The following is a 17,702-nucleotide window of genomic DNA, read 5'->3' on the forward strand; positions in this document are numbered from 1 at the left end:
GGCCTGGTGATGATTACACATACGACGTGTAACGCGAGCGCCCCGTCGCATGTGCATAGGCGCCGCGCACCGTGGTCTCGATGGGGATGCCCTCCCGCTCGAAGAAGCCCTGTTCGGCCAGGTAGCGATGGACCGAGGGCAGGCGGTAGCAGGGGATGGCGGGATAGAGGTGGTGCTCCAGGTGGAAGTTGTTTCCCATGAAGAGCACCGTCATGAACTTCGAGGAGCACGTGCGGGCATCCCGGCCCTGTCCCACCCCCGTCCCCGCGTGCTCCACGTAGGGCCTTGGGCCGCTGAAGAAGAACCCCAGCACGTGCGGCAGCAGGATGCCCACCAGCCCCGCCAGCGGGCTCCGCACGGTGATGGTCACGTACACCGACAACCACAGCAGAGCGCAGGCGATGTTCACCCACGCGAGTGCCCGTAGCTCCGCGGGCCGGAACGGCACGACGTGGGGGAAGTCCAGCTCCCGGCCGAGGGCCACCTCGAGCAGGTTCCGCAGGAAGACGCGGTTCGCCCGAGCCCGCCCCAGGAGGAGCCGCCGCCCCAGCGTCTGGTAGCGCGAGAAGATGCGCCAATCCGGATCCTCGGGCCGGTTGGTGTACCGGTGGTGCACCCAGTGCGTCGGCCCCACGCCCACCTGGAAGAAGGACAGCACCATCGAGGAGAAGAAGATGCCCAGCAGGGCACTGATGTACCGGTTGCGGTGCAGGTTGAAGTGGAACCCCTCATGTCCCACCCACCCCAGCAGGTGGATCCCCTGCTGCGCCACGAGCAGGAGGGCCAGCACGCCGGGGATGCGCAGGGCCAGCGCCACCGGGCTCGATACGAGCTTCACGGCCAGCCACGCGGGAACGACGAACAGCCCCACCGCGTAGCCGATGCAGCTGGCCGCGCCCACGAGTGACGGGGTGTACAGCTCGCGCGGCAGGCGTGGAAGCGCCGGGGCCGTGTCGCTCATGGCCGGCCCTCCGTCCGCGGGTCCTGGCCGGCGCCTGCCTCCCCCGCGAGCACCTCCCCCACCCACCCCGCGATACGCGCCGCCACGGGCGCACCGTGGCGTACCCAGCGGAAGTGATCCAAGTGCGCCCCCCCGGCATCGGACTGCGTGAAGTGCCACCGCACCACCCGGGCCCGCGGCATCTTCCCGGACAGATGCTCCACCGCTGCCGGTGGCGCCAGCGAATCCCCATCCACGGAGATGGCCAGCACCGGCCGCTCCACCCGGGCGAGCAGCGCCTCGAAGTCCTGCGCGGCCCCGGAGAGCACGTAGCGCCCCCTTCTCGCCTGGCGCGCCCAGTCCTGTATCACCCGGACCGACTCGTTATCCGCGAACCGCAGCCTCCGCCCTGGGAAGTACCCCCACACCGCGGCGATGACCGCCGCGAGCTGCGTGCCGAGCAGCACCTTCACACCGCCCAGTGCCCCGTAGTTCCGGTAGTACACCGAAGAGGCCGCCACGAGGACGAGCCCTCGTACTCCCTCGCCCTCCAGGCCCAGGTAGAGCGAGCCGAGCTGCCCGCCCAGGCTGTGCCCCACCAGGAACAGGGGGCTGTCCTGGAAGGCCGCGCGCACCGCCCGCACCACCGCCCCCAGGTCCCGCGCCACCATCTCGTAGTAGCCGAAGTCCGTCCCCCGGCCCACGCGTACGGAACTCGCCCCGTGCCCGCGCAGGTCACTCGTGACGACGTGGAAACCCCGCCGGTGCAGCTCGAGCGCGAACGGCTCGTAGTACCGCGCTGGGACTCCCATCGCCGGCAGGCACAGGAGGACCGGTGCCCCCCTTCCCTCCTCCTGCTCGAAGATCTCCAGTTCCAGCCGCGTACCATCCTCCACCGGCACGACCTCGCTCCTGCGCACCACGTCGACCATCGAGCCCCCCCTTCCCTGGCTACTTCATCAGCTTCGGGTACTTGTCGATGTGCTTCGCGATGAACCGGGTCGCCTTGTTCACCTTGAAGCGATCCTCTCGATCGAAGTGGCTCTCCTTCTCCGAGATGACCTTCAGGAGGACCTTCCCCTGCAGGTTCAGCGAACGCTCCATGTAGTCCGTCTGCAGGTTGCCGTGCCAGATGACGCCCAGCTTGTTGACGACGTACCGGTCCTCCTGCTCCTCCACGCACCCCACCTCGATGTGCGAGCGCAGGACGTCCTCCACCTGCTCGAAGTGCTCCACGTCCGAGTAGCGGGCGAGCAGCTCCTTGGAGAGTTCCTTGTAACGCGGGAACATCACCATGATCCGGTCCAGCACTCCGCCCCGTCCGATGCTCTGCAGCGTCTGCGTGGACGCCCCGTACTGGTCGATGTTGTTCATCCAGACATCGACCTTGTCCGGGTTGATGGACACCATGTCCTTGATGTTGCCGCGCGCCGCGCAGCCGATGCCGATGATGTCCTGCCGCGCGCAGTGCGCCGTCTGGTACATGCTGCGCTGGGGCTTGCGCGAGTACGTCTCGGCGATGGTGTTGTGGTAGCCGTTCTCCAGCAGGTAGTCATACAGGTGCTCGCGCATCCGCAGGAGCTGCCAGATGCTCCCCGGCTGTGGCACCCGCCCGTCGAGGATGAGCTTGTGCAGCGGCCGGTACGGCAGGTACACCGTCCCGAATGCGTCGATCTCGTCCGGCCGGTAGTGCGCCACCAGCGTCGCCAGCTCCTCCTGGAAGCCCACCAGCGACTGCCCCGGCAGGTCATACATGAGGTCGACGCAGCGGTCGCCCTTGTACCCCAGCTTCTCCAGCCCCTCGAACACCGCGTCCACGTCGCTCGGAGAGTCCCACCGGCCTATCTTCTTGTGGATCTCCGGGTTGAGCGTCTCGATGCCGAACGTCACGCGGTCGAAGCCGTAGTCGTGGATGACCTTCAGCAGGTCCGGCTTGCGCAGCGTGCGCGGCTCGCCCGTGAAAGTCTTCTCGATGGTGTCGAACCCCGGCACGACCTTCGCCAGGTGCCCGAACAGCCGCTCCACCGCCGAGACCGGGAGCGTGGAGGGGCTTCCCCCCCCAATGTAGATGGCCGTGAACCTCCGCGCCTGCACGTAGGGGAGCGACAGGTAGTAGTCGATCTCCTTGAGGAGGTAGTCCGTGTATCGCTGTAGCCGCTCCTCGTCCTGCCAGGGATAGTGGTTCTTGTTGAAGTTGCAGTAATGGCAGAACGACTGACAGTACGGCACGTGGATGTACATCATCAGCTCGTCGTTCAGCGCCCCCCCCGGGTCCCGCAGCGAGCGCAGGTTCTCGTCCACCTGCTCGCGCGAGACCCGATCCCAATCCATCGTGGCGAAGTTGGGCATGATGTAGTGGGAGATCGCCAGGAGCTTCTTGAACGGCACTTCATGGCTGGCCTCCGGCCCCAGATAGTATTTCCGCATCCGTCCTCTCCTTTGCTTGCACTCGTCAGGTGGGGCGCCAGCGCAGCTCACTGGCTCCTCAGCATCCGCCCCGCGGATTCCTTCGCCGCGCGGAAGCAGGCCTCGATGGAGGAGCCCCGCAGGTAGTCCCCGGCGAGCTGGAGGCCGCGGAGCCTCCCCAGGCCAGCATCCAGCTCGCGCCGCAGGCGGGCATGGTGGGGCGAGTAGGCGCACAATCCCGGCTCGAAGCGCCGCGCGACGTAGGCCACCCGCTCGGCGGGGTGGACGGGGAAGTGGCGGCCGAGCAGCTCCTCCCCCGCGCGCAGCAGCGCCTCCGCGTCCGCCCCGGCCTCCAGGGCCCGGCGTGCGGTGCGCCCGCTGAACGTGTAGCGCACCACGTCCAGGGCGTTGATGCCGTATGCCCCCGCGTTGCTCAGCGGGTGCTCCGGGCCGAAGACGAGCGCGCGGGTGGAGTGGGAGAAGACCTCCCGCGCGTACCGGGCCACCACCACCAGCACCGGGAAGTAGCGCACGTGGCCGAGAGCCTGGGCCAGACCCGGCTCGTGCGGAGCCAGCAGCGCGGCGCTGGTGTGCGCGGGCATGGCGAGCACCACCCCATCACACGTGCGCTCCTCGCGGGCGCCCCCAGGCCCCTCCAGCTCCAGGGCCGCTACGCGCCCGCCCCGCACCACCAGCCCTCGGGCGCGAGTGCCTCGCGTCACCCGCACAGTCTTCGCGAAGCGATCGAAGAGGGCCCGCATGCCGCGCTTCGGCTGCTCGTACGTGTCCAGCAGCATCCGGAGGTTGGTGCCAACGTTGCCGGGGAAGACCTCGTCCGGCTCGGCGCCATTCATCCGGACCACCATGGGGCGGAGCACGGCCTCGCTGAAGGCCTCGCTGAAGTACGCGCTCAGCGGGCGATCATCCCGGCGCTCGCCGAGGACATCGAAGCGGACGGAGCCCAGGTAGCCATTCTCCGGGAGAGAGACCGCGCGCGCGCAGAGCGTGGCGAAGCGGAGCAGGTCCGAGGGAGGACCGGCCCGCATCAGCTCCCGCACACTGCTCCACCGGCGCGAGCTGTCCACGGTCATCAACCGGCCGTTGGGCCGCACGCGCGAGGAGTTGATGCCGAATGGCTCGAAGTCCGTCTCCCCCATCTTCCGCGCGAACTCGCGGAAGAGGTGGTAGCGCCGGCCGATGTTCTTGCCCCCCAGCTCGATGGGCTGGCCGTCGAGCAGCGCTGGCGCCACGCGCCCGCCCAGCGTGTCCTCCTGCTCGACGAGCTCCACCTCGGCCCCTTCCTGCCGGAGATAGTGTGCCGCGGCGATGCCGGATACTCCGCCCCCCACCACCACATAGCGCTTCGTCATGGGCTTCACTCCGCGGCGGGGGCCGTCATCGGGAGGGAAGCGGCCGGCCCATCCTCCGGCCGCAGCCGGCGCCGGAGCCGCTCCAGGGTCCGCCGGTCGTACACGCTCCAGCTCCCCTCCATCGAGCCGAGGAGCTCGCCCCGCTGGATGAAGAGCCCCGCCTGGCGCATCGACATGAGGCGCCCCCGCCGGTACACCTTCTCGCGCACGGCCGAGTACACGAAGACGGGCTCGCCCAGCTCCGCGAAACGGCGGAAGCGGGCATTCACGTCGTTGAGCACGAACATGGCGTCCAGCGGTACCCCGTAGAACAGGTGCGTCACCGCCAGCCCGAGCTGCCGACCTGCCTCCATGAGCATCATCCCCGGGACGTGGTCCTGCGGGTGCTCGAAGTGGTACGGGTGGGTCGGGTCGAAGATGAGCTGCGCCGCGAGCTCGTCTGGCCGTGCCTCCGAGACGCGTTCGAGTCGGGCAATGAAGACGTTGCGTGGATCTCTCTTGTGGACCAGGTGCTGTGGAATCTGGAGCCGGGCGGAAGGGTCGAACGTCTCCACCCACTCCGTCAGCTTCTCGAGCACTCCCGCGGGGACCGCGTCCAGCACCCCCGGAGCGTCCCGTCCGTCAACCCCATCTCCGATGATCATGGCTTCTTGCATACAGACACCATCCGTCAGTGTGGCTTGTTCGCGGGATCGGCCCAGCGCATTCCGAGGCCAACTGGATGGACATGGCTGCGACCCGATGTGACGCGACGGCCCGGCTGAGAAGAGCCCCCTGGTTCTCGGCTAGCAGGCCAAGGGAGCGCGGAAGGCGTCAGATTGCTACAGCAGCCCGCCGCCCGGTCCTTCCGGGCGATGAGCAGCAACACCCCGCCGTCGCGCCCGGCGTGGCCGATGCTCCACGCGAGGAAGAGCTCGTTGGCGAAGGCCCGTGGGTGGCGCTCGTCCGTCGAGTCCACCACCACGAAGAGCTGCCCGGCCCCCACCGCGTCCACCTCCCGGGCCCACTGGTTCACCGTGACCACCGCCACGGCGGACAGCTTCCCAGTGGTGTCCACCAGCCAGGTCCCCGGTGGCGGCCAGGGACCGGCTTGCGCGCAGCCCAGGCGGCACCCGTCAGCAACCCTCCTCCGCCCCTCGGGCGCCCGCCCGCTGCCCTTAACAGTGCCCCAATCCCTCCTACCCAACACCGAGTTGGAGTTGCGCCTGCGCAAGGCGATGCGCCAGCGGTTTGGCCGCACCAGCGAGAAGCTACCCGCTGCGACCTGAACGCCGCTCCTCCCGGCCAGGCTGGCGGCGCGCTCGTTATCACATCTACATCGCCTCGCCGCACCAATCCACTGAGCGGATACGTTAGCACCAAGTCTCTCGGCAGAGCTCAAGGGCGTCTCCACATGCCATTTCGGCCTCGGGGGTGATGCGTGTGACAGGCACCGCGCAATGACAGCATTCAAAGTGCGACTTGCAACAGCGCGAGACTACCGACGATGTCGGAAGGAGCTGCCGCAGGGGTAGATAGACTGGCTGTGGATTCATCCGCACAAGGAGAGTCACACTCATGTCTTCTGTCTCATCGAAGCAAGGTATTCGAGGGCTCCAGCTCGTTTTCGGGGCCCTGTTGCTCGGGCTCGCGCTCATCCCGTCTCCCGCACGAGCGCAGAAGGAGGCCTGCATCAGCCTACTGGTGGGCGCTGGTTACGCCGGTTGGGCGCGGGTCGTCTCGGGCGACGTCGCGACCGGTTGGACCGACAGCATTTCCGTTGGCCAGACCGATTGCATATCGCTCGAGTCCTTCGCCAATGGCGCGGAGTACACCATGCAGATCAGTGCCGCGTTGGGCTCGAGCCAGGTGCCCTGTAACCCCACCCTCAAACGTGACTCGAACTTCACCGGCAGCGTCACCTTCCAGGCTTGGGGCACGACGTTCAACGTCAAGTGCGAGATGCCCACCAGCAGCACAGCCCAGGTCTTCCAGAGTCCGAAACCAAGCGAGGAAGGCCTGAAAGCGGCTGCCCAGGTGAAGAAGCTGAAGCCGCCGCCCGACGAGAAGGGCACGAAGGGTGAGAAGGGCACGAAGGGCGAGAAGGGCACGAAGAGCGAGAAGACGAAATAGCCGCAGCATGAAACCAGCGCGGGCGCACACCGCTGCGTCAGGTCCAGGTCCTTGGACACCTGGGGCAGGTCCTTGCTGCGCTCGCGCTGCGTTCGGGCGCACGGCGGCCGATGCTGTGGACCGGTTGCTGAGGGACTACATGGTCCGCGTGGCCCTGGAGGGGAAGGAGGAGGGCGAGCTGGCGCGGGTAGCGAAGAATCTGGAGGTGTACCGCCTGAGGTGCGTCATCCAGGACACGACGGCGGCACTCGCCATCGGGGAGGCGATGGGGGCCGACCTGCTCCTGTGGGGGGATGCGGTGTGTCCGTTGTGGACTGGGCAGGGGGCTCCGTTGGTGAACATCATCACGACGATCGAGGTGCACTTCTACAAGAGGAAGGATTATCCGCGTGCGCTGCGCTTGTTCCGGAGCGCCTCGGAGAAGCTGCGGACGGATTCGAGGAGCAGGCCGTCCGCAACCAGCTCGGCCTGCAAGGCTCCGTGCTCCAGGATCTCCAGCAGGGTCTCGCCGTGTTCGCGCCCTTCATCGCGAGCATCTCCTCGCTGGCTCTTGGCACGGGCGGGTAGCCCCGGCGGCCGTCAGGGCCAGGAATGTGCTGAGGGTCCCGTCCTGCCGCCCACCACGCAGAGGCCTCAGCGCCCCTTGCGCGCGCCGTAGTCCGCGAGCCCGTGCGCGAAGGCAGCGAAGGCCACGTCAATGCCCGCGAGCGTCTCCGCATGGCTCCTGAGTATGGACGGGATAGAGGCCATGTTGAGGGTGAGGGCTGGAGCGGAGGGGCCGAGGATGCGTGCACCGGACGGACCATGTGGAACACCGATTCCGGGCAAGTGGAATGCACCCGGAAGGTAGGCCCAGGAAGGGGAAACCCAGTGGAGCGTTGACGGTGCTGGACGAGCCGCCACCTCTGACCTCCCCAAAGGAGGACTTGATGGCGGCAGAGAGGCTGTCCATGCGCAAGCTGGGAGAGTTGTTGAGGCAGAGGTTGGAGCTGAAGCTGTCGGTGCGGGAGATTGCCCGGAGCGTGGGCACGGTGAATCGCTACCTGTACCGGGCGCAGGCGGCGAAGCTGACGAGCTGGCCGCTGCCGCCGGAGCTCGACGATGATGCGGCGCTCACGGCGTTGTTGTTCGCGGACGAGGGCAAGGTGGTGGCGAGTCGGCCCAAGCCGGACTGGGCGCATGTGCACGCGGAGCTCAGGAGGAAGGGCGTCACCAAGCTGCTGTTGTGGCAGGAGTACCGGGAGACGCACCCGGAGGGCTACCAGTTCACGATGCCGGACCTGCCGGGCATGCGAATATTGTTAAGCTAGCATGTCGGTTTCGCTGATGCCCAGGAGGCCTCTTGAAGCTGTCCTTGTCCGTCCTGCTGCTGGCCTGCGCGCCGGCATGCATTGCCCAGACTGTCGCGCCCGCACCTGCGCCCGCATCTGCAACAGTTCGCGCAACCATCATGATGCGCGACCCGGCCGCGCTCGAGGTCAGCTACCAGATCCCGCCCTCCTGCGCGGCGCTGGACTTCCGCAACGACGGCATGCGGGCCGAGACCATCGCCAGCCTGCGCAGCGACTGGACCGCCGCCGACGAGTGCACCGTGTTCGACGGCCGGCAGATCCGCCGCAAGAACGCTTCCTGCAGCACGCTGCGCCTGCGCGTACCCGCCACCAACCGCAGCGCGGACCGTGTCTATCCCTGGGCCTATCCGGTCGAGCGGGGTCTGTACGTGCACACCAGCGCCTATGCCATCACGGACTCCTGCGGCCCGGTCGACTGGACATTCTCCGTGCCCGGCGGGACGGTCGTTGTCGACGGCGTAATCACGGCGCAGCAAGGGGCACGCAGCGCGGCCGCGGGCGGCGGCGATGCGATGCCGACCGTCCTGATCCAGCAGGCCTTCACGCCTGGCGCGGTGCCCCGGGTCCACGCCAGCGCCAGCTTCGGACCGCAGACCCTGGCCGTCCTGAACACCACGCTGGACAGCATCGAAGGGCTGCTCAAGGCGGAACTGCCCGGCCTGCCCTTCTCCAGGCCCTTCATCGTCGCCACGCCTTCCGACCACTCGCTCACCTATTGGGGCGATGTTGCCAACCGCACGGTGATGCGCCTGGCCTTCCCGCCCGCGCCCGGCCCTGAACAGGAAACGCTGCTGCATTCCTTCGTGACGCACGAGATGGCCCACCTCACCCAGCCCACGGACTGGAACGACAGCTGGAAGGAAGACGAGGCGACCATCGGCGAAGGCGGCGCCGAGTTCCTGCGCGTGGTGACCGCCGCGCGACTCGGCTGGTTCGATCGCGCCGGCCTCAGGGACGAACTGGAAAAAGCTGTCAACAGCTGCCTCCTCGCGGCCGACGGCAAGTCCTGGAAGGGTATGCGCAACCGCGGCTGGGGCCGCAATCCTTATGACTGCGGCCTGACCTTCTACGCGATCGGCTTGTCGTCGAAGCTGGTGTCCACGACGCCCCTGCTGCGGGTGCGCGATTACCACCGCAAGGGCAAGCAGGGCGAGCGCACCGATTTCGCCCGCGAGCTCGAATGCGGCGGCGCGCAGGCTTGCGAGCCGCGCTGGCTGCCCCGCCTTGCCGGCAGCGAGACCCTGGAGAGCGTGCTGCTGGACCATGCCCGCCAGCCCGATTCCCTGCTGCGCCCGACCACGGAATGGACCCAGGCCCTGGTCAAGCCGATGGCCTTCCGCCACCTCGCCCTGCTGATGCGCGCCGACTGCAACGGTTCCGTCAGCATGTATCATGAAGCAGCGGCGGCGCGCATTGCCTCCGGGCCGACGTGCGGCGTGCTGCGCGCAGACATGGTGGTGACCGGCGCGGAAGGCTTGCCGTTGTTCGATAACGCCAACGCGGTCAAGGCCTCGGTCAAGGCTTGCCGGGAACAGGGCAAGACCGTGCTGGGACTGCGGGATGGCCGCAGCGTCACGCTGGCCTGCGGTGCCTCGGTCAGCCTGCCGGCGCGTCTCTTCAGTGTGGACCTCGAGCAGGCACAGGCGCTGGCGAGATAAGGAACGCCAGAACCTTCAGGCGCCGCCGACGTCGCTCAAGGGACACTCCACGCTCTTCGTCACTGCCTCGCAAATGCTGCTCGACCTGAGCGGCCAGGAGTCCGCTCGCGGCCTGGACCTTCCCATCTTCTTCGAACACCAGCGCGACCCAGAAGCGCTGCGCATGGCCGCATTTCCATCGCGGGAGCGCGACGCGTTCATGACCCACTGGCGCACAAAGGTTCTCCGCCCTGAAAACGTCACCCGCACCATCGTCATGGGCCGCGTGGTCGTTGGGAACATCGGCAGTTGGGAACAGGATGCCAAGCGCCTCGTCGGCTATTGGATTGGTCGCGAGCATTGGGGCAAAGGCATCGCCACTCGGGCCCTCTCTGAGTTTCTCCTGCTCGAGCCCGCCCGGCCGCTTCATGCGTGGGTCGCTCTCCACAACCTCGCCTCGATCCGCGTCCTCGAGAAGTGTGGCTTCCACACCATGATCAACGAGAACCAGCATCACCCGGGTGGAGTTGCCGAAGTCCTCATGAGGCTTGGTTCGACGTAGTGAGTGTGGCTCGCGCTACGACGACTTCCGGTCCAAATTCCGGCGCTTCGTCATGCCCGCCAACATCCTGCCGCTTCTTTGTGCCCTCGGGCCAGCTGCGTGGGCGCAGATGCGTAGGACGAGTTGCAGGCGACAGCTCGGACGGAGGAAAACTGAACGGGAGCGCGACTCAGCGTGACGAGCGAGCCCGTGCGACCCGGATAGCGTCCTCCTCGGCCGCACGAATCATAAATGGATGCGCCCCGCGAGCGACACGTCGGCGGCCACCAGCTCGTCGACCCGACGGCGGGCCAATCCGGCGAACTTGGGTTGCACCAGGCAGGTGGCGGTGTCGTCGGGCGACCGGCGCAACACCCGGGGCAGCAGCTCGACACCGAGGAACCCGGGGAAACTGGTGTAGAAGATGGTGCTCATGGGACTCCTGTTCGGTTGCGGGTATCCGAACGCTAGCCAGGCGCCCCTCAAAGCTTCGGGGCCAGCCACCCGCCTCACGAACCGGTGAACGCCGATCGCTCCCCCGGCCACACCTCGCCAGGGCACACGCTACGGAGGGGGCTCCCACGGGCTTCCGTGGAGCCCCTGGCTGCTCGGGTGATTCGAGGCGCGACCAGGACAGCGCGTCAGGAGGGGCGGACCTAGTACCAAACGGATACCAAATCGGGCGAACATTCCTGAACGCCGCTGAACGCCACCAGACAGAAAAAAGCCCTGCTTCCCCGGACTTGGAAAGCAGGGCGAGTGGCCCCGGCTGGAATCGAACCAGCGGCCTGCGGTTTAGGAAACCGCCGCTCTATCCAACTGAGCTACGGGACCAGGAGATGTGAGGGCTATCTAGCGCAACCGCTTCCCAGGAAGCAACGACGACGATGCGTCCAAGGGGCTGACGGGCGGACTCCGAACACTCCAACCGCCCCGCCTGCCCCCTCCCCGGGCTCCCGCCCAGGGTGCCTCGTCCCATCCCGACGCCCCGGCCCCCTCGCGCTGGATGCGCTTCTAGGCCGCGGAATGCTGGAAGCGGGAGCCATCCTCGGGACGCGTCTCCTCGTCGCGCGCCTCGTCCACCACGGACAGGAAGACGCGGAAGGTGCTCCCCTCCCCCACGACGCTGTCCACGGACATGCTGCCTCCGAGCCCGCGGATGATGTCGTGGCTGATGGACAACCCCAGGCCCGTGCCCTCGCCCACCGGCTTGGTGGTGAAGAAGGGCTCGAAGACGCGCTCGAGGTTCTCGGCGGGGATGCCACAGCCGTTGTCGTGCACCTCCACCACCGCCTGGGTGGTGCCCTGCATGCGCGTCACCAGCCGGATCTCCCCGCCCGACCTGGGCAGCGCCTGCGCCGCGTTGATGAGCAGGTTGGTGAAGACCTGCGCCAGCTGCACGGAGTTGCCAAGCACCTGGGGCAGTTCCCCATAATCACGCACCAGCCGCCCCCGGCTGCGCAGCCGGCCCCAGGCCAGGTGCACCGAGTTCTCCAGCACCTCGTGCAGATCCAACGGGTGCGTGGTCGTCTGATCTCCCCTCGAGAGCGCCCGGAGGCTCTCCACGATGAGCCGCATGCGCTCGGTGCCCTCGCGCGCCTCGGTGAGCGCCTCCAGCAGCTCGCGCTGATCCTCCTCCGGCAGCGCCAGCCGGCGCAGCTCGGTGGCGAGGAAGCCCAGGTTGCTGGAGACGAACGCCAGCGGGTTGTTGATCTCGTGCGCCACCCCCGCGGCGAGCATCCCGATGGAGGCCATGCGCTCGTTGAGCCGCAGGCGCAGCTCGTTCTCGCGCTGCTCGGTGATGTCGCGCAGGGTGATGGCCATGCAGTCGCCCACCGCGCTCAGCTGGCGGCGGAACCAGCGCCGGCCCTGTCCCGGCCGCACCTGCTCCACCTCGTCGTCATGGGGCCGGCCGGTCCGCCAGATCTGCTCGCACAGCGCCCGGGTCGCGAGAAAGGCCGCGTGCGGGAAGTCGGACAGCGGGCGTCCCTCGGCCTGGCGTGCCTCGCAACCCAGCAGGGACTCGGCGTGGGCGTTGATGCGCAGCAGCCGCAGGTGCTCCTGCTCGCCCCGGACGATGAAGAACGCGTCGAAGCTGCTGCTGGCCGCCGCCCGGAAGAGCGCCTCGCTCTGGCGCTGGGCCGCCTCGTTGCGCCGGTGGGTCGACAGATCCCTCGCGATGCCGAACAGCCCCACCACCTGCCCGTCAGGCCGGCGGAGCACCCCCTTCGTGGACAGCCACTCGCGAGGCACTCCCGCCATGTGCTCGTGCATCTCCGCATGGATCGTGCGCCCCGCCAGCAGCGTCTGCCGATCGAACTCCAGCGTGCGCTGCGCCTCCTCGGCGGATATCAGCTCGCCGTCCTTGCGGCCGAGGATCCGCTCCACGGGCAGGCCAAGGTAGCTCGCCCCCGCGCCATTGATGAAGGTGTAGCGCCCCTGCAGATCCTTGGTGAAGACCGCGTCCGGCAGTTCCTCGACGACGGACAGGAACAACTCACGGTAGGGCAGATCCGACGGGGCCGGAGTTCCCTCTTCCACCCCAGGTGCGCTCCCTTCATCTTTCATGATGAGAAGACGGATACCGACAAGCGGGCGCACAGACGAGCGGCTCCCCCGTCCAGCCCCGGATCGATCCGTCCAACAGCACACGCTCGGCATGCCGGAGGTCCCGGCTCACGTCCGCTGCCACACACACCGGACCTACCCCGGCACAGAAGGTGCGGAGACCCCTCCGCCGCTCCATGCCGGGCATCCAGAGGCCCCCAACGACGGGATTCCCTGATATGGGAGGCCTCCAGGTTCGAAAAAGATGATGCGACCGTCCAACCCGCCCGTGAATCCCTGGTTTCCCCTTCGCCAGCCCAATCCCCACGCCCGCCTGAGGGTGTTCTGCTTCCCGTACGCGGGAGGAGGCGCCTCCATCTACAACAACTGGGGCGCGGCGCTCCCGGCGAGTGTGGAGGTGTGCGCCGTGCAGCTGCCGGGCCGCGAGCGGCGCATCCTGGAGCAGCCCTTCCGGCAGATCCCCACCCTGCTGGATGCGCTGGAGCCGGCCCTGTCGCCACTGCTGGACAAGCCCTTCGTCTTCTTCGGCTACAGCATGGGCACGCGGATCGCGCTGGCGCTCACGCAGCGCTGGCAGGCCCGTGGCGCCCGCCTGCCGCTCGGGCTGGTCATGGCCGCCGCCGGCGCGCCCCACCGCGACCGTCCGTCCCGGGACGAGCTCGATGACGCGAAGTTCATCGAGCTGCTGCGCAGCTACGAGGGCACGCCCCCCGAGCTCTTCGCTCACAAGGAGCTGCTGGAGATGGTGCTACCGTCGCTGCGCGCCGACTTCGCCATCGCCGACAGCGTGCTGCCCGCCACGAAGGTGAGCTGCCCCATCTCGGCCTGGTCGGGCGAGGAGGATCCTCACGTCACCCAGGAGGGCTTCGACGGCTGGGGCGAGCTGACGACGGGAGACATCCGGCTGCGCCGTTTCCCCGGCAAGCACTTCTTCCTGCGCACGGCCCGCGAGCCGCTGCTGGCGGCGCTGCGCGAGGAGCTGATCCGCTGGTGCCCCGAGGTGGGCCGCTAGCCGGCGGTGACGAACCAGGGCGGCTCATCGCCCGCCAGCGGCACGGTCCGCTGGCACCGCACCGTCAGGGGCAGGCTCCAGGCCCGGCGCACCGCCACCGCCGCCGGGTGCCGCTCCGAGAGCTGGAGCTGCACGAAGCGCCATGCGCCGGGCTCGTCCGCCAGCCGCGAATCGAACGAGATGCGCGGGGGCTGCCCCGGCTCCAGATGGAAGGCGAACCGATCCAACGGCAGGCTCAGCCCCATGCCACGCGCCTTGATGTAGGACTCCTTCAGCGTCCAGTACGCGAAGAAGCGCTCATGCTGGCGCTCGGGGGGCAGCGCGCGCAGGGCCGCCACCTCCGAGGGAGCGAAGAAGGAATCGGCCAGCTCCACGGTCTGACCCTGGCGCCCGGAGTCCTCCACGTCCGCGCCCACGTCCGTGTCGAGCGCCACCGCGCACACCGCCATGCCGTCCGTGTGCGAGAGGTTGAAGCGCAGCCCGAGCGGGGCCGCGCCGGTGAGGTCCGGGCGCCCGTACGCGTTGGTGGCGAAGCGCCAGGCCTGGGGCGGCACCGGCGCGTAGCGTGACAGGGTGACGCGCACCAGCGCGTGCGACACCAGGAACTGGTGCTGGTGCTTCTCGAAGCGGAAGCGCAGGCGCCGCGCCCGCTCGTTCTCGTCGAGCAGCGCCAGGTAGGCCCCGAGCAACCGGGGATCGGTCACACGCTCCGGCTCCACCACCCAGAGGTGGACCTCGTCATGGCGGATCGTCAGGGGCGGCGAGGAAGGGGGGCTCGGCGTCATGGGCGGAATCCAGCCCCCTCACCTAACGCGTTGTGAGCGGACGCGCCAGCCCGGTGAGTCGTGCGCCCGCCCGCCGGTTCACTGTCCGGTGACGATGCCGAGCCGCAGTTCGAGGTCGAACGATAGATCCGGCGAGGTCGCGCCTGTCTGCTTGACCACCACCGCGAGGGTATTCTCCCCCTGGACGAACACTCCGGCGGGGATGGAATCGGCGACGAGCTCGTTCTCCGTGCCGGCGCTCGCGTACCTGTCGTGGGCGAGGCCCTTGCCCACGTTCCGGGTGAACACCTGCGTGCCGTTGACGAACACCGCCACACCGTCGTCGAAGAGGACACGCAGGCTGGCCTCGGTGACGGCGCCGTTCACGAGGATCTTCTTGCGGAAGTAGACGCTGGGCTGGGACACGGCGCCCCGGGTGAGCACCGTGGCCTCGTCGCCGTCGCCGTACCCGAGCTGGCCCGCGCCGGACTTCCACGCCGAGTCATCGAAGTCCGGCATGTTCCAGTGCATGCCCGGATCCACCCCGCTGTCCTCGTACTTCCACACGGACCGGAAGGAGATGGGAGTGCTCACCGTCTGCTGGCTGATGGTGAAGGGAGCGTTGCTCACGTCCGACAGCGCGGGCTCACCAGCGCGCGACACGCGCACCAGCGCCTGGGAGGTGCTCACCTGCGGCACCATCCACGCGTGCACGCCGGTGTTGGGCACGCCGGAGGCGATGGGCGTCCAGCTCACGCCATTGTCCGTGGAGAGCGCCAGGTCCACGCTCGCCATGGTGCCGGTGCTGGACCAGGTGATGGACGTGGAAGCGCCCGGCAGGAAGATCTCCCCTGCGTTGGGCGCGGTGAGCACCAGCGTGTCCGGCACCGGGCCCGAGAGCTGCTCCACCTCCAGCGAGAGCGCGAAGGTGAGATCATCCGAGTTGGCGGACACCTGCTTCACGATCGCCGTCACCACGTTCTCCCCCACCCGGAACGGATTGGCTTCGAGCGGGAGCGGAACGCGCTCGTACGCGTTGGTCGTCGAACCGGAAGCCCAGACGGCGAAGCCCGTGCCGTTGCCCATGTTGCGGGAGAAGACGGGGACGCCGTTGATCCACACGGCGATGGCATCGTCGTACAGCACCTCGAGGTGGGCCGCGGTGACGATGTTCTCCAGGGTGATCTTCTTGCGGAAGTAGACGGTGGGAATGCCAGAGGAGATGACGGTGCCCTCGTCCTCGTCTCCGTAGCCGAGCTGACCCGAGCCGGTCTTCCACGCGGAGTCATCGAAGTCCCGGTCCAGCCAGGCGGTGCCCTGATCGATGCCCCGGTCGTCATACTTCCACGTGTCGCCGAGGACGATCTTCTTCCGCGCGGTGGGCGTCACCTGGGCCACCCGCACCATGCGCGCCACCGAGGGCACCCCCTGCCCGTCCACGATGAAGAGCATGTAGTAGCCCGGGGGCGCGGTGAGGTTGCTCGCGGGCGCGGTCACGCTCAGGCCACCGTTCGTCTGGGAGAAGGCCAGCTTGAGGAAGCGCTGGTTCTGATCGAAGGCATGCGTCACCGAGCCGAGGGCGAGCAGCGTCACCTTCGCCACCCGCGACGCATCCAGGGTCTGCACGAGGAAGCTCGTCCCGGGAGTGATGACGGCCGGCGCCTCCTGGATGGCGGGTCGGGTGCCATCCTGCTCGAGATACGGCGGCGAGAAGATCTCCACCGTGCGCAGGTTGCGGCCACCGCCGGTCAGCACGCGCCCGTCCGGCAACAGGAGCGCCGCCGAGTGATAGCCCCGGTAGTCCGCCGCGGGGGCGAGCTTCGTCCAGGTGTTGGTGTCGGGATCGTAGAGCTCCGGCACCTTGACGGGCAGGGTCTCGTCATCGAAATCCGAGCCGCTGCTGCCGCCCGACACCAGCACCTTGCCATCCGGCAGCAGGGTGGCGTTGAGCTGGCGCCTCGGCCAGGCCATCGGGGCGCGGGCCCGCCAGACTGGCGCCGGCGCCGCGAGATCGATCTCCTCCACGGTGGCGGTGGGCGGCGAGCCCCCTCCAATGAGGAGCACCTTGGAGTCGATCATCACCGCCGAGCCATAGGCGCGGCCGTTGTATGCGCTCCGGGGGCCCTCGAACCAGGTGCCGGTCCCCTCCGTGTCCAACCAGCGGGAGGTACGCTGGGGGCCGGAGTAGAAGATCTTGCCGTTGGGTGCCAGGAACACCCGCGGGTAGTAGGGCACATCGCGCACGGCGGTCGTGAGGTCGCGGAACGTGCCCGTGCTGGACTGCCACACCTGTGGCAGCTCGTTGCAGGTGCCGGACGCGTGGGTTTCGCCCGAGAGCACCACCACGTCTCCGTTGGGGAGCGTGGTGTTGGTGGGGTACCACCGGTTATCATTCATGTCCGGGCCGCGGCTCCACGTGAGCGTGAAGGGATTGAAGATGCTCACGTAGGGGTAGCCCACGTGGGACTCCTCGTGGCCGCCCGTCACCAGCAGCCGCCCGTCCGGCAGGAAGGAGTGACCCGCGCAGAAGATGTTGTAGTCCGCCCGTGGCAGGGCCGAGAGCGCTCCCGTGGCCGGGTCCCACAATTGAGGTGGTAGCAGGCCCTCGTCGAACTCGCCGAAGAACATCACCTGCCCCGTGGGCAGCAGGTGGGCGTGGGTCATGGACACGGGAAAGGTCGTCAGCGGAGACCACTCCCCCGCGACTTTTGGATCCGCCGCTTCCACCGCCAACGGGACCAGGGACAACAGCAGGCCCGCGAACAGCAGGCACCTTCTCCAGCTCTCAAAGCATGACCGCACCATCATTCTTCCCCCTCCCCGACGACGCCCATCTGTTGCTGGCGGCTGAACCTAGGGCCCACGCGAGCGCGAACAAGGCGAGCCCGGGTCGTGTCGGTGTGATGACGAAAGGACAACGAGTGTCATCGAGGTGACCGACCACCCGACATCGGGGGCGGAAGCGCAGTCGGTGAAGGGCACTCCCCATACCCCCCGGGG

At 68.2% G+C, this 17,702-nt stretch carries 15 protein-coding genes and 1 tRNA gene; 5 read left to right on the top strand and 11 right to left on the bottom strand.

Going from position 1 to position 17,702, the window contains the following annotated elements:
- Positions 1-13: 13 nt before the first annotated feature.
- The 6 genes from NR810_RS35325 to NR810_RS52655 are packed head-to-tail and all read right to left on the bottom strand — an operon-like array spanning position 14 to position 5,773.
- Positions 14-961 carry a fatty acid desaturase family protein gene (locus NR810_RS35325; protein ID WP_257458962.1) on the bottom strand — a complete coding sequence of 316 codons (948 nt, stop codon included), beginning with the start codon at positions 959-961 and terminating at the stop codon, positions 14-16.
- Positions 958-1,872, bottom strand: a complete 915-nt coding sequence (locus NR810_RS35330) for an alpha/beta hydrolase family protein (RefSeq protein ID WP_257458963.1) — start codon at positions 1,870-1,872, stop codon at positions 958-960. The genes NR810_RS35325 and NR810_RS35330 overlap by 4 nt, the downstream gene beginning before the upstream one ends.
- Before the next feature lie 19 nt (positions 1,873-1,891).
- Entirely contained in the window at positions 1,892-3,367 is a 1,476-nt protein-coding gene (locus NR810_RS35335) for a coproporphyrinogen-III oxidase family protein (RefSeq protein WP_257458965.1), read from the bottom strand.
- Positions 3,368-3,414: 47 nt separating this feature from the next.
- On the bottom strand, positions 3,415-4,716 hold the full coding sequence (locus NR810_RS35340; RefSeq protein ID WP_257458967.1) for an FAD-dependent oxidoreductase: 1,302 nt from the start codon (positions 4,714-4,716) through the stop codon (positions 3,415-3,417).
- A gap of 5 nt (positions 4,717-4,721) precedes the next feature.
- Complete coding sequence (locus NR810_RS35345) at positions 4,722-5,372, bottom strand: AfsA-related hotdog domain-containing protein (RefSeq protein ID WP_257458969.1); 651 nt, start codon at positions 5,370-5,372, stop codon at positions 4,722-4,724.
- A 14-nt stretch (positions 5,373-5,386) separates the two neighbouring features.
- Complete coding sequence (locus NR810_RS52655) at positions 5,387-5,773, bottom strand: TPM domain-containing protein (RefSeq protein ID WP_257458971.1); 387 nt, start codon at positions 5,771-5,773, stop codon at positions 5,387-5,389.
- A 500-nt stretch (positions 5,774-6,273) separates the two neighbouring features.
- On the opposite strand from NR810_RS52655, the gene NR810_RS35355 reads away from it, so the two are divergent.
- From NR810_RS35355 to NR810_RS35370, 4 genes are all read left to right on the top strand, one after another.
- Positions 6,274-6,828 carry a hypothetical protein gene (locus tag NR810_RS35355; protein WP_257458972.1) on the top strand — a complete coding sequence of 185 codons (555 nt, stop codon included), beginning with the start codon at positions 6,274-6,276 and terminating at the stop codon, positions 6,826-6,828.
- A gap of 929 nt (positions 6,829-7,757) precedes the next feature.
- The gene (locus tag NR810_RS35360; protein ID WP_257458973.1) at positions 7,758-8,138 is read left to right on the top strand and encodes a hypothetical protein; all 381 of its coding nucleotides are present in this window, start codon (positions 7,758-7,760) and stop codon (positions 8,136-8,138) included.
- 32 nt (positions 8,139-8,170) lie between these two features.
- On the top strand, positions 8,171-9,838 hold the full coding sequence (locus tag NR810_RS35365; protein WP_257458975.1) for a hypothetical protein: 1,668 nt from the start codon (positions 8,171-8,173) through the stop codon (positions 9,836-9,838).
- Between the two features lie 73 nt (positions 9,839-9,911).
- Positions 9,912-10,379 carry a GNAT family N-acetyltransferase gene (locus NR810_RS35370; RefSeq protein WP_257458976.1) on the top strand — a complete coding sequence of 156 codons (468 nt, stop codon included), beginning with the start codon at positions 9,912-9,914 and terminating at the stop codon, positions 10,377-10,379.
- 225 nt (positions 10,380-10,604) lie between these two features.
- Here NR810_RS35370 and NR810_RS35375 read toward each other — a convergent pair whose 3' ends face one another.
- The 3 genes from NR810_RS35375 to NR810_RS35385 all read right to left on the bottom strand — a co-directional run bounded on the left by NR810_RS35375 (position 10,605) and on the right by NR810_RS35385 (position 12,899).
- A complete protein-coding gene (locus NR810_RS35375; protein WP_257458978.1) occupies positions 10,605-10,793 on the bottom strand; it encodes a hypothetical protein in 189 nt (62 codons plus the stop codon).
- A gap of 325 nt (positions 10,794-11,118) precedes the next feature.
- Positions 11,119-11,192: transfer RNA gene (locus tag NR810_RS35380), tRNA-Arg, on the bottom strand.
- Positions 11,193-11,372: 180 nt separating this feature from the next.
- Positions 11,373-12,899, bottom strand: a complete 1,527-nt coding sequence (locus NR810_RS35385; RefSeq protein ID WP_257458979.1) for a PAS domain-containing protein — start codon at positions 12,897-12,899, stop codon at positions 11,373-11,375.
- 271 nt (positions 12,900-13,170) lie between these two features.
- Between NR810_RS35385 and NR810_RS35390 the strand changes: the two genes are divergently transcribed.
- Positions 13,171-13,938: a thioesterase II family protein gene (locus tag NR810_RS35390; protein WP_257458980.1), complete on the top strand. Its 768-nt coding sequence runs from the start codon at positions 13,171-13,173 to the stop codon at positions 13,936-13,938.
- Here the strand turns inward: NR810_RS35390 and NR810_RS35395 are convergent.
- Both NR810_RS35395 and NR810_RS35400 read right to left on the bottom strand, forming a co-directional pair.
- Positions 13,935-14,723, bottom strand: coding sequence for a 4'-phosphopantetheinyl transferase family protein (locus tag NR810_RS35395; RefSeq protein WP_257458981.1), 789 nt, complete (start codon positions 14,721-14,723; stop codon positions 13,935-13,937). The two genes, NR810_RS35390 and NR810_RS35395, sit on opposite strands and share 4 nt — an antisense overlap.
- A 78-nt stretch (positions 14,724-14,801) precedes the next feature.
- On the bottom strand, positions 14,802-17,510 hold the full coding sequence (locus NR810_RS35400; RefSeq protein WP_257458983.1) for a galactose oxidase-like domain-containing protein: 2,709 nt from the start codon (positions 17,508-17,510) through the stop codon (positions 14,802-14,804).
- Positions 17,511-17,702 lie beyond the last annotated feature (192 nt).

It is taken from the genome of Archangium lipolyticum (assembly GCF_024623785.1).
In the GTDB taxonomy this organism is placed as follows: Bacteria; Myxococcota; Myxococcia; order Myxococcales; family Myxococcaceae; genus Archangium; species Archangium lipolyticum.

Coding starts and splice junctions, on each gene's coding strand:
- NR810_RS35360 (WP_257458973.1), top strand. CDS start 7,758: ATGGCGGCAGAGAGGCTGTCCATGCGCAAGCTGGGAGAGTTGTTGAGG.
- NR810_RS35340 (WP_257458967.1), bottom strand. CDS start 4,716: ATGACGAAGCGCTATGTGGTGGTGGGGGGCGGAGTATCCGGCATCGCC.
- NR810_RS35335 (WP_257458965.1), bottom strand. CDS start 3,367: ATGCGGAAATACTATCTGGGGCCGGAGGCCAGCCATGAAGTGCCGTTC.
- NR810_RS35355 (WP_257458972.1), top strand. CDS start 6,274: ATGTCTTCTGTCTCATCGAAGCAAGGTATTCGAGGGCTCCAGCTCGTT.
- NR810_RS35370 (WP_257458976.1), top strand. CDS start 9,912: ATGCTGCTCGACCTGAGCGGCCAGGAGTCCGCTCGCGGCCTGGACCTT.
- NR810_RS35400 (WP_257458983.1), bottom strand. CDS start 17,510: ATGATGGTGCGGTCATGCTTTGAGAGCTGGAGAAGGTGCCTGCTGTTC.
- NR810_RS35390 (WP_257458980.1), top strand. CDS start 13,171: ATGATGCGACCGTCCAACCCGCCCGTGAATCCCTGGTTTCCCCTTCGC.
- NR810_RS35330 (WP_257458963.1), bottom strand. CDS start 1,872: ATGGTCGACGTGGTGCGCAGGAGCGAGGTCGTGCCGGTGGAGGATGGT.
- NR810_RS35325 (WP_257458962.1), bottom strand. CDS start 961: ATGAGCGACACGGCCCCGGCGCTTCCACGCCTGCCGCGCGAGCTGTAC.
- NR810_RS35345 (WP_257458969.1), bottom strand. CDS start 5,372: ATGCAAGAAGCCATGATCATCGGAGATGGGGTTGACGGACGGGACGCT.
- NR810_RS35395 (WP_257458981.1), bottom strand. CDS start 14,723: ATGACGCCGAGCCCCCCTTCCTCGCCGCCCCTGACGATCCGCCATGAC.
- NR810_RS35375 (WP_257458978.1), bottom strand. CDS start 10,793: ATGAGCACCATCTTCTACACCAGTTTCCCCGGGTTCCTCGGTGTCGAG.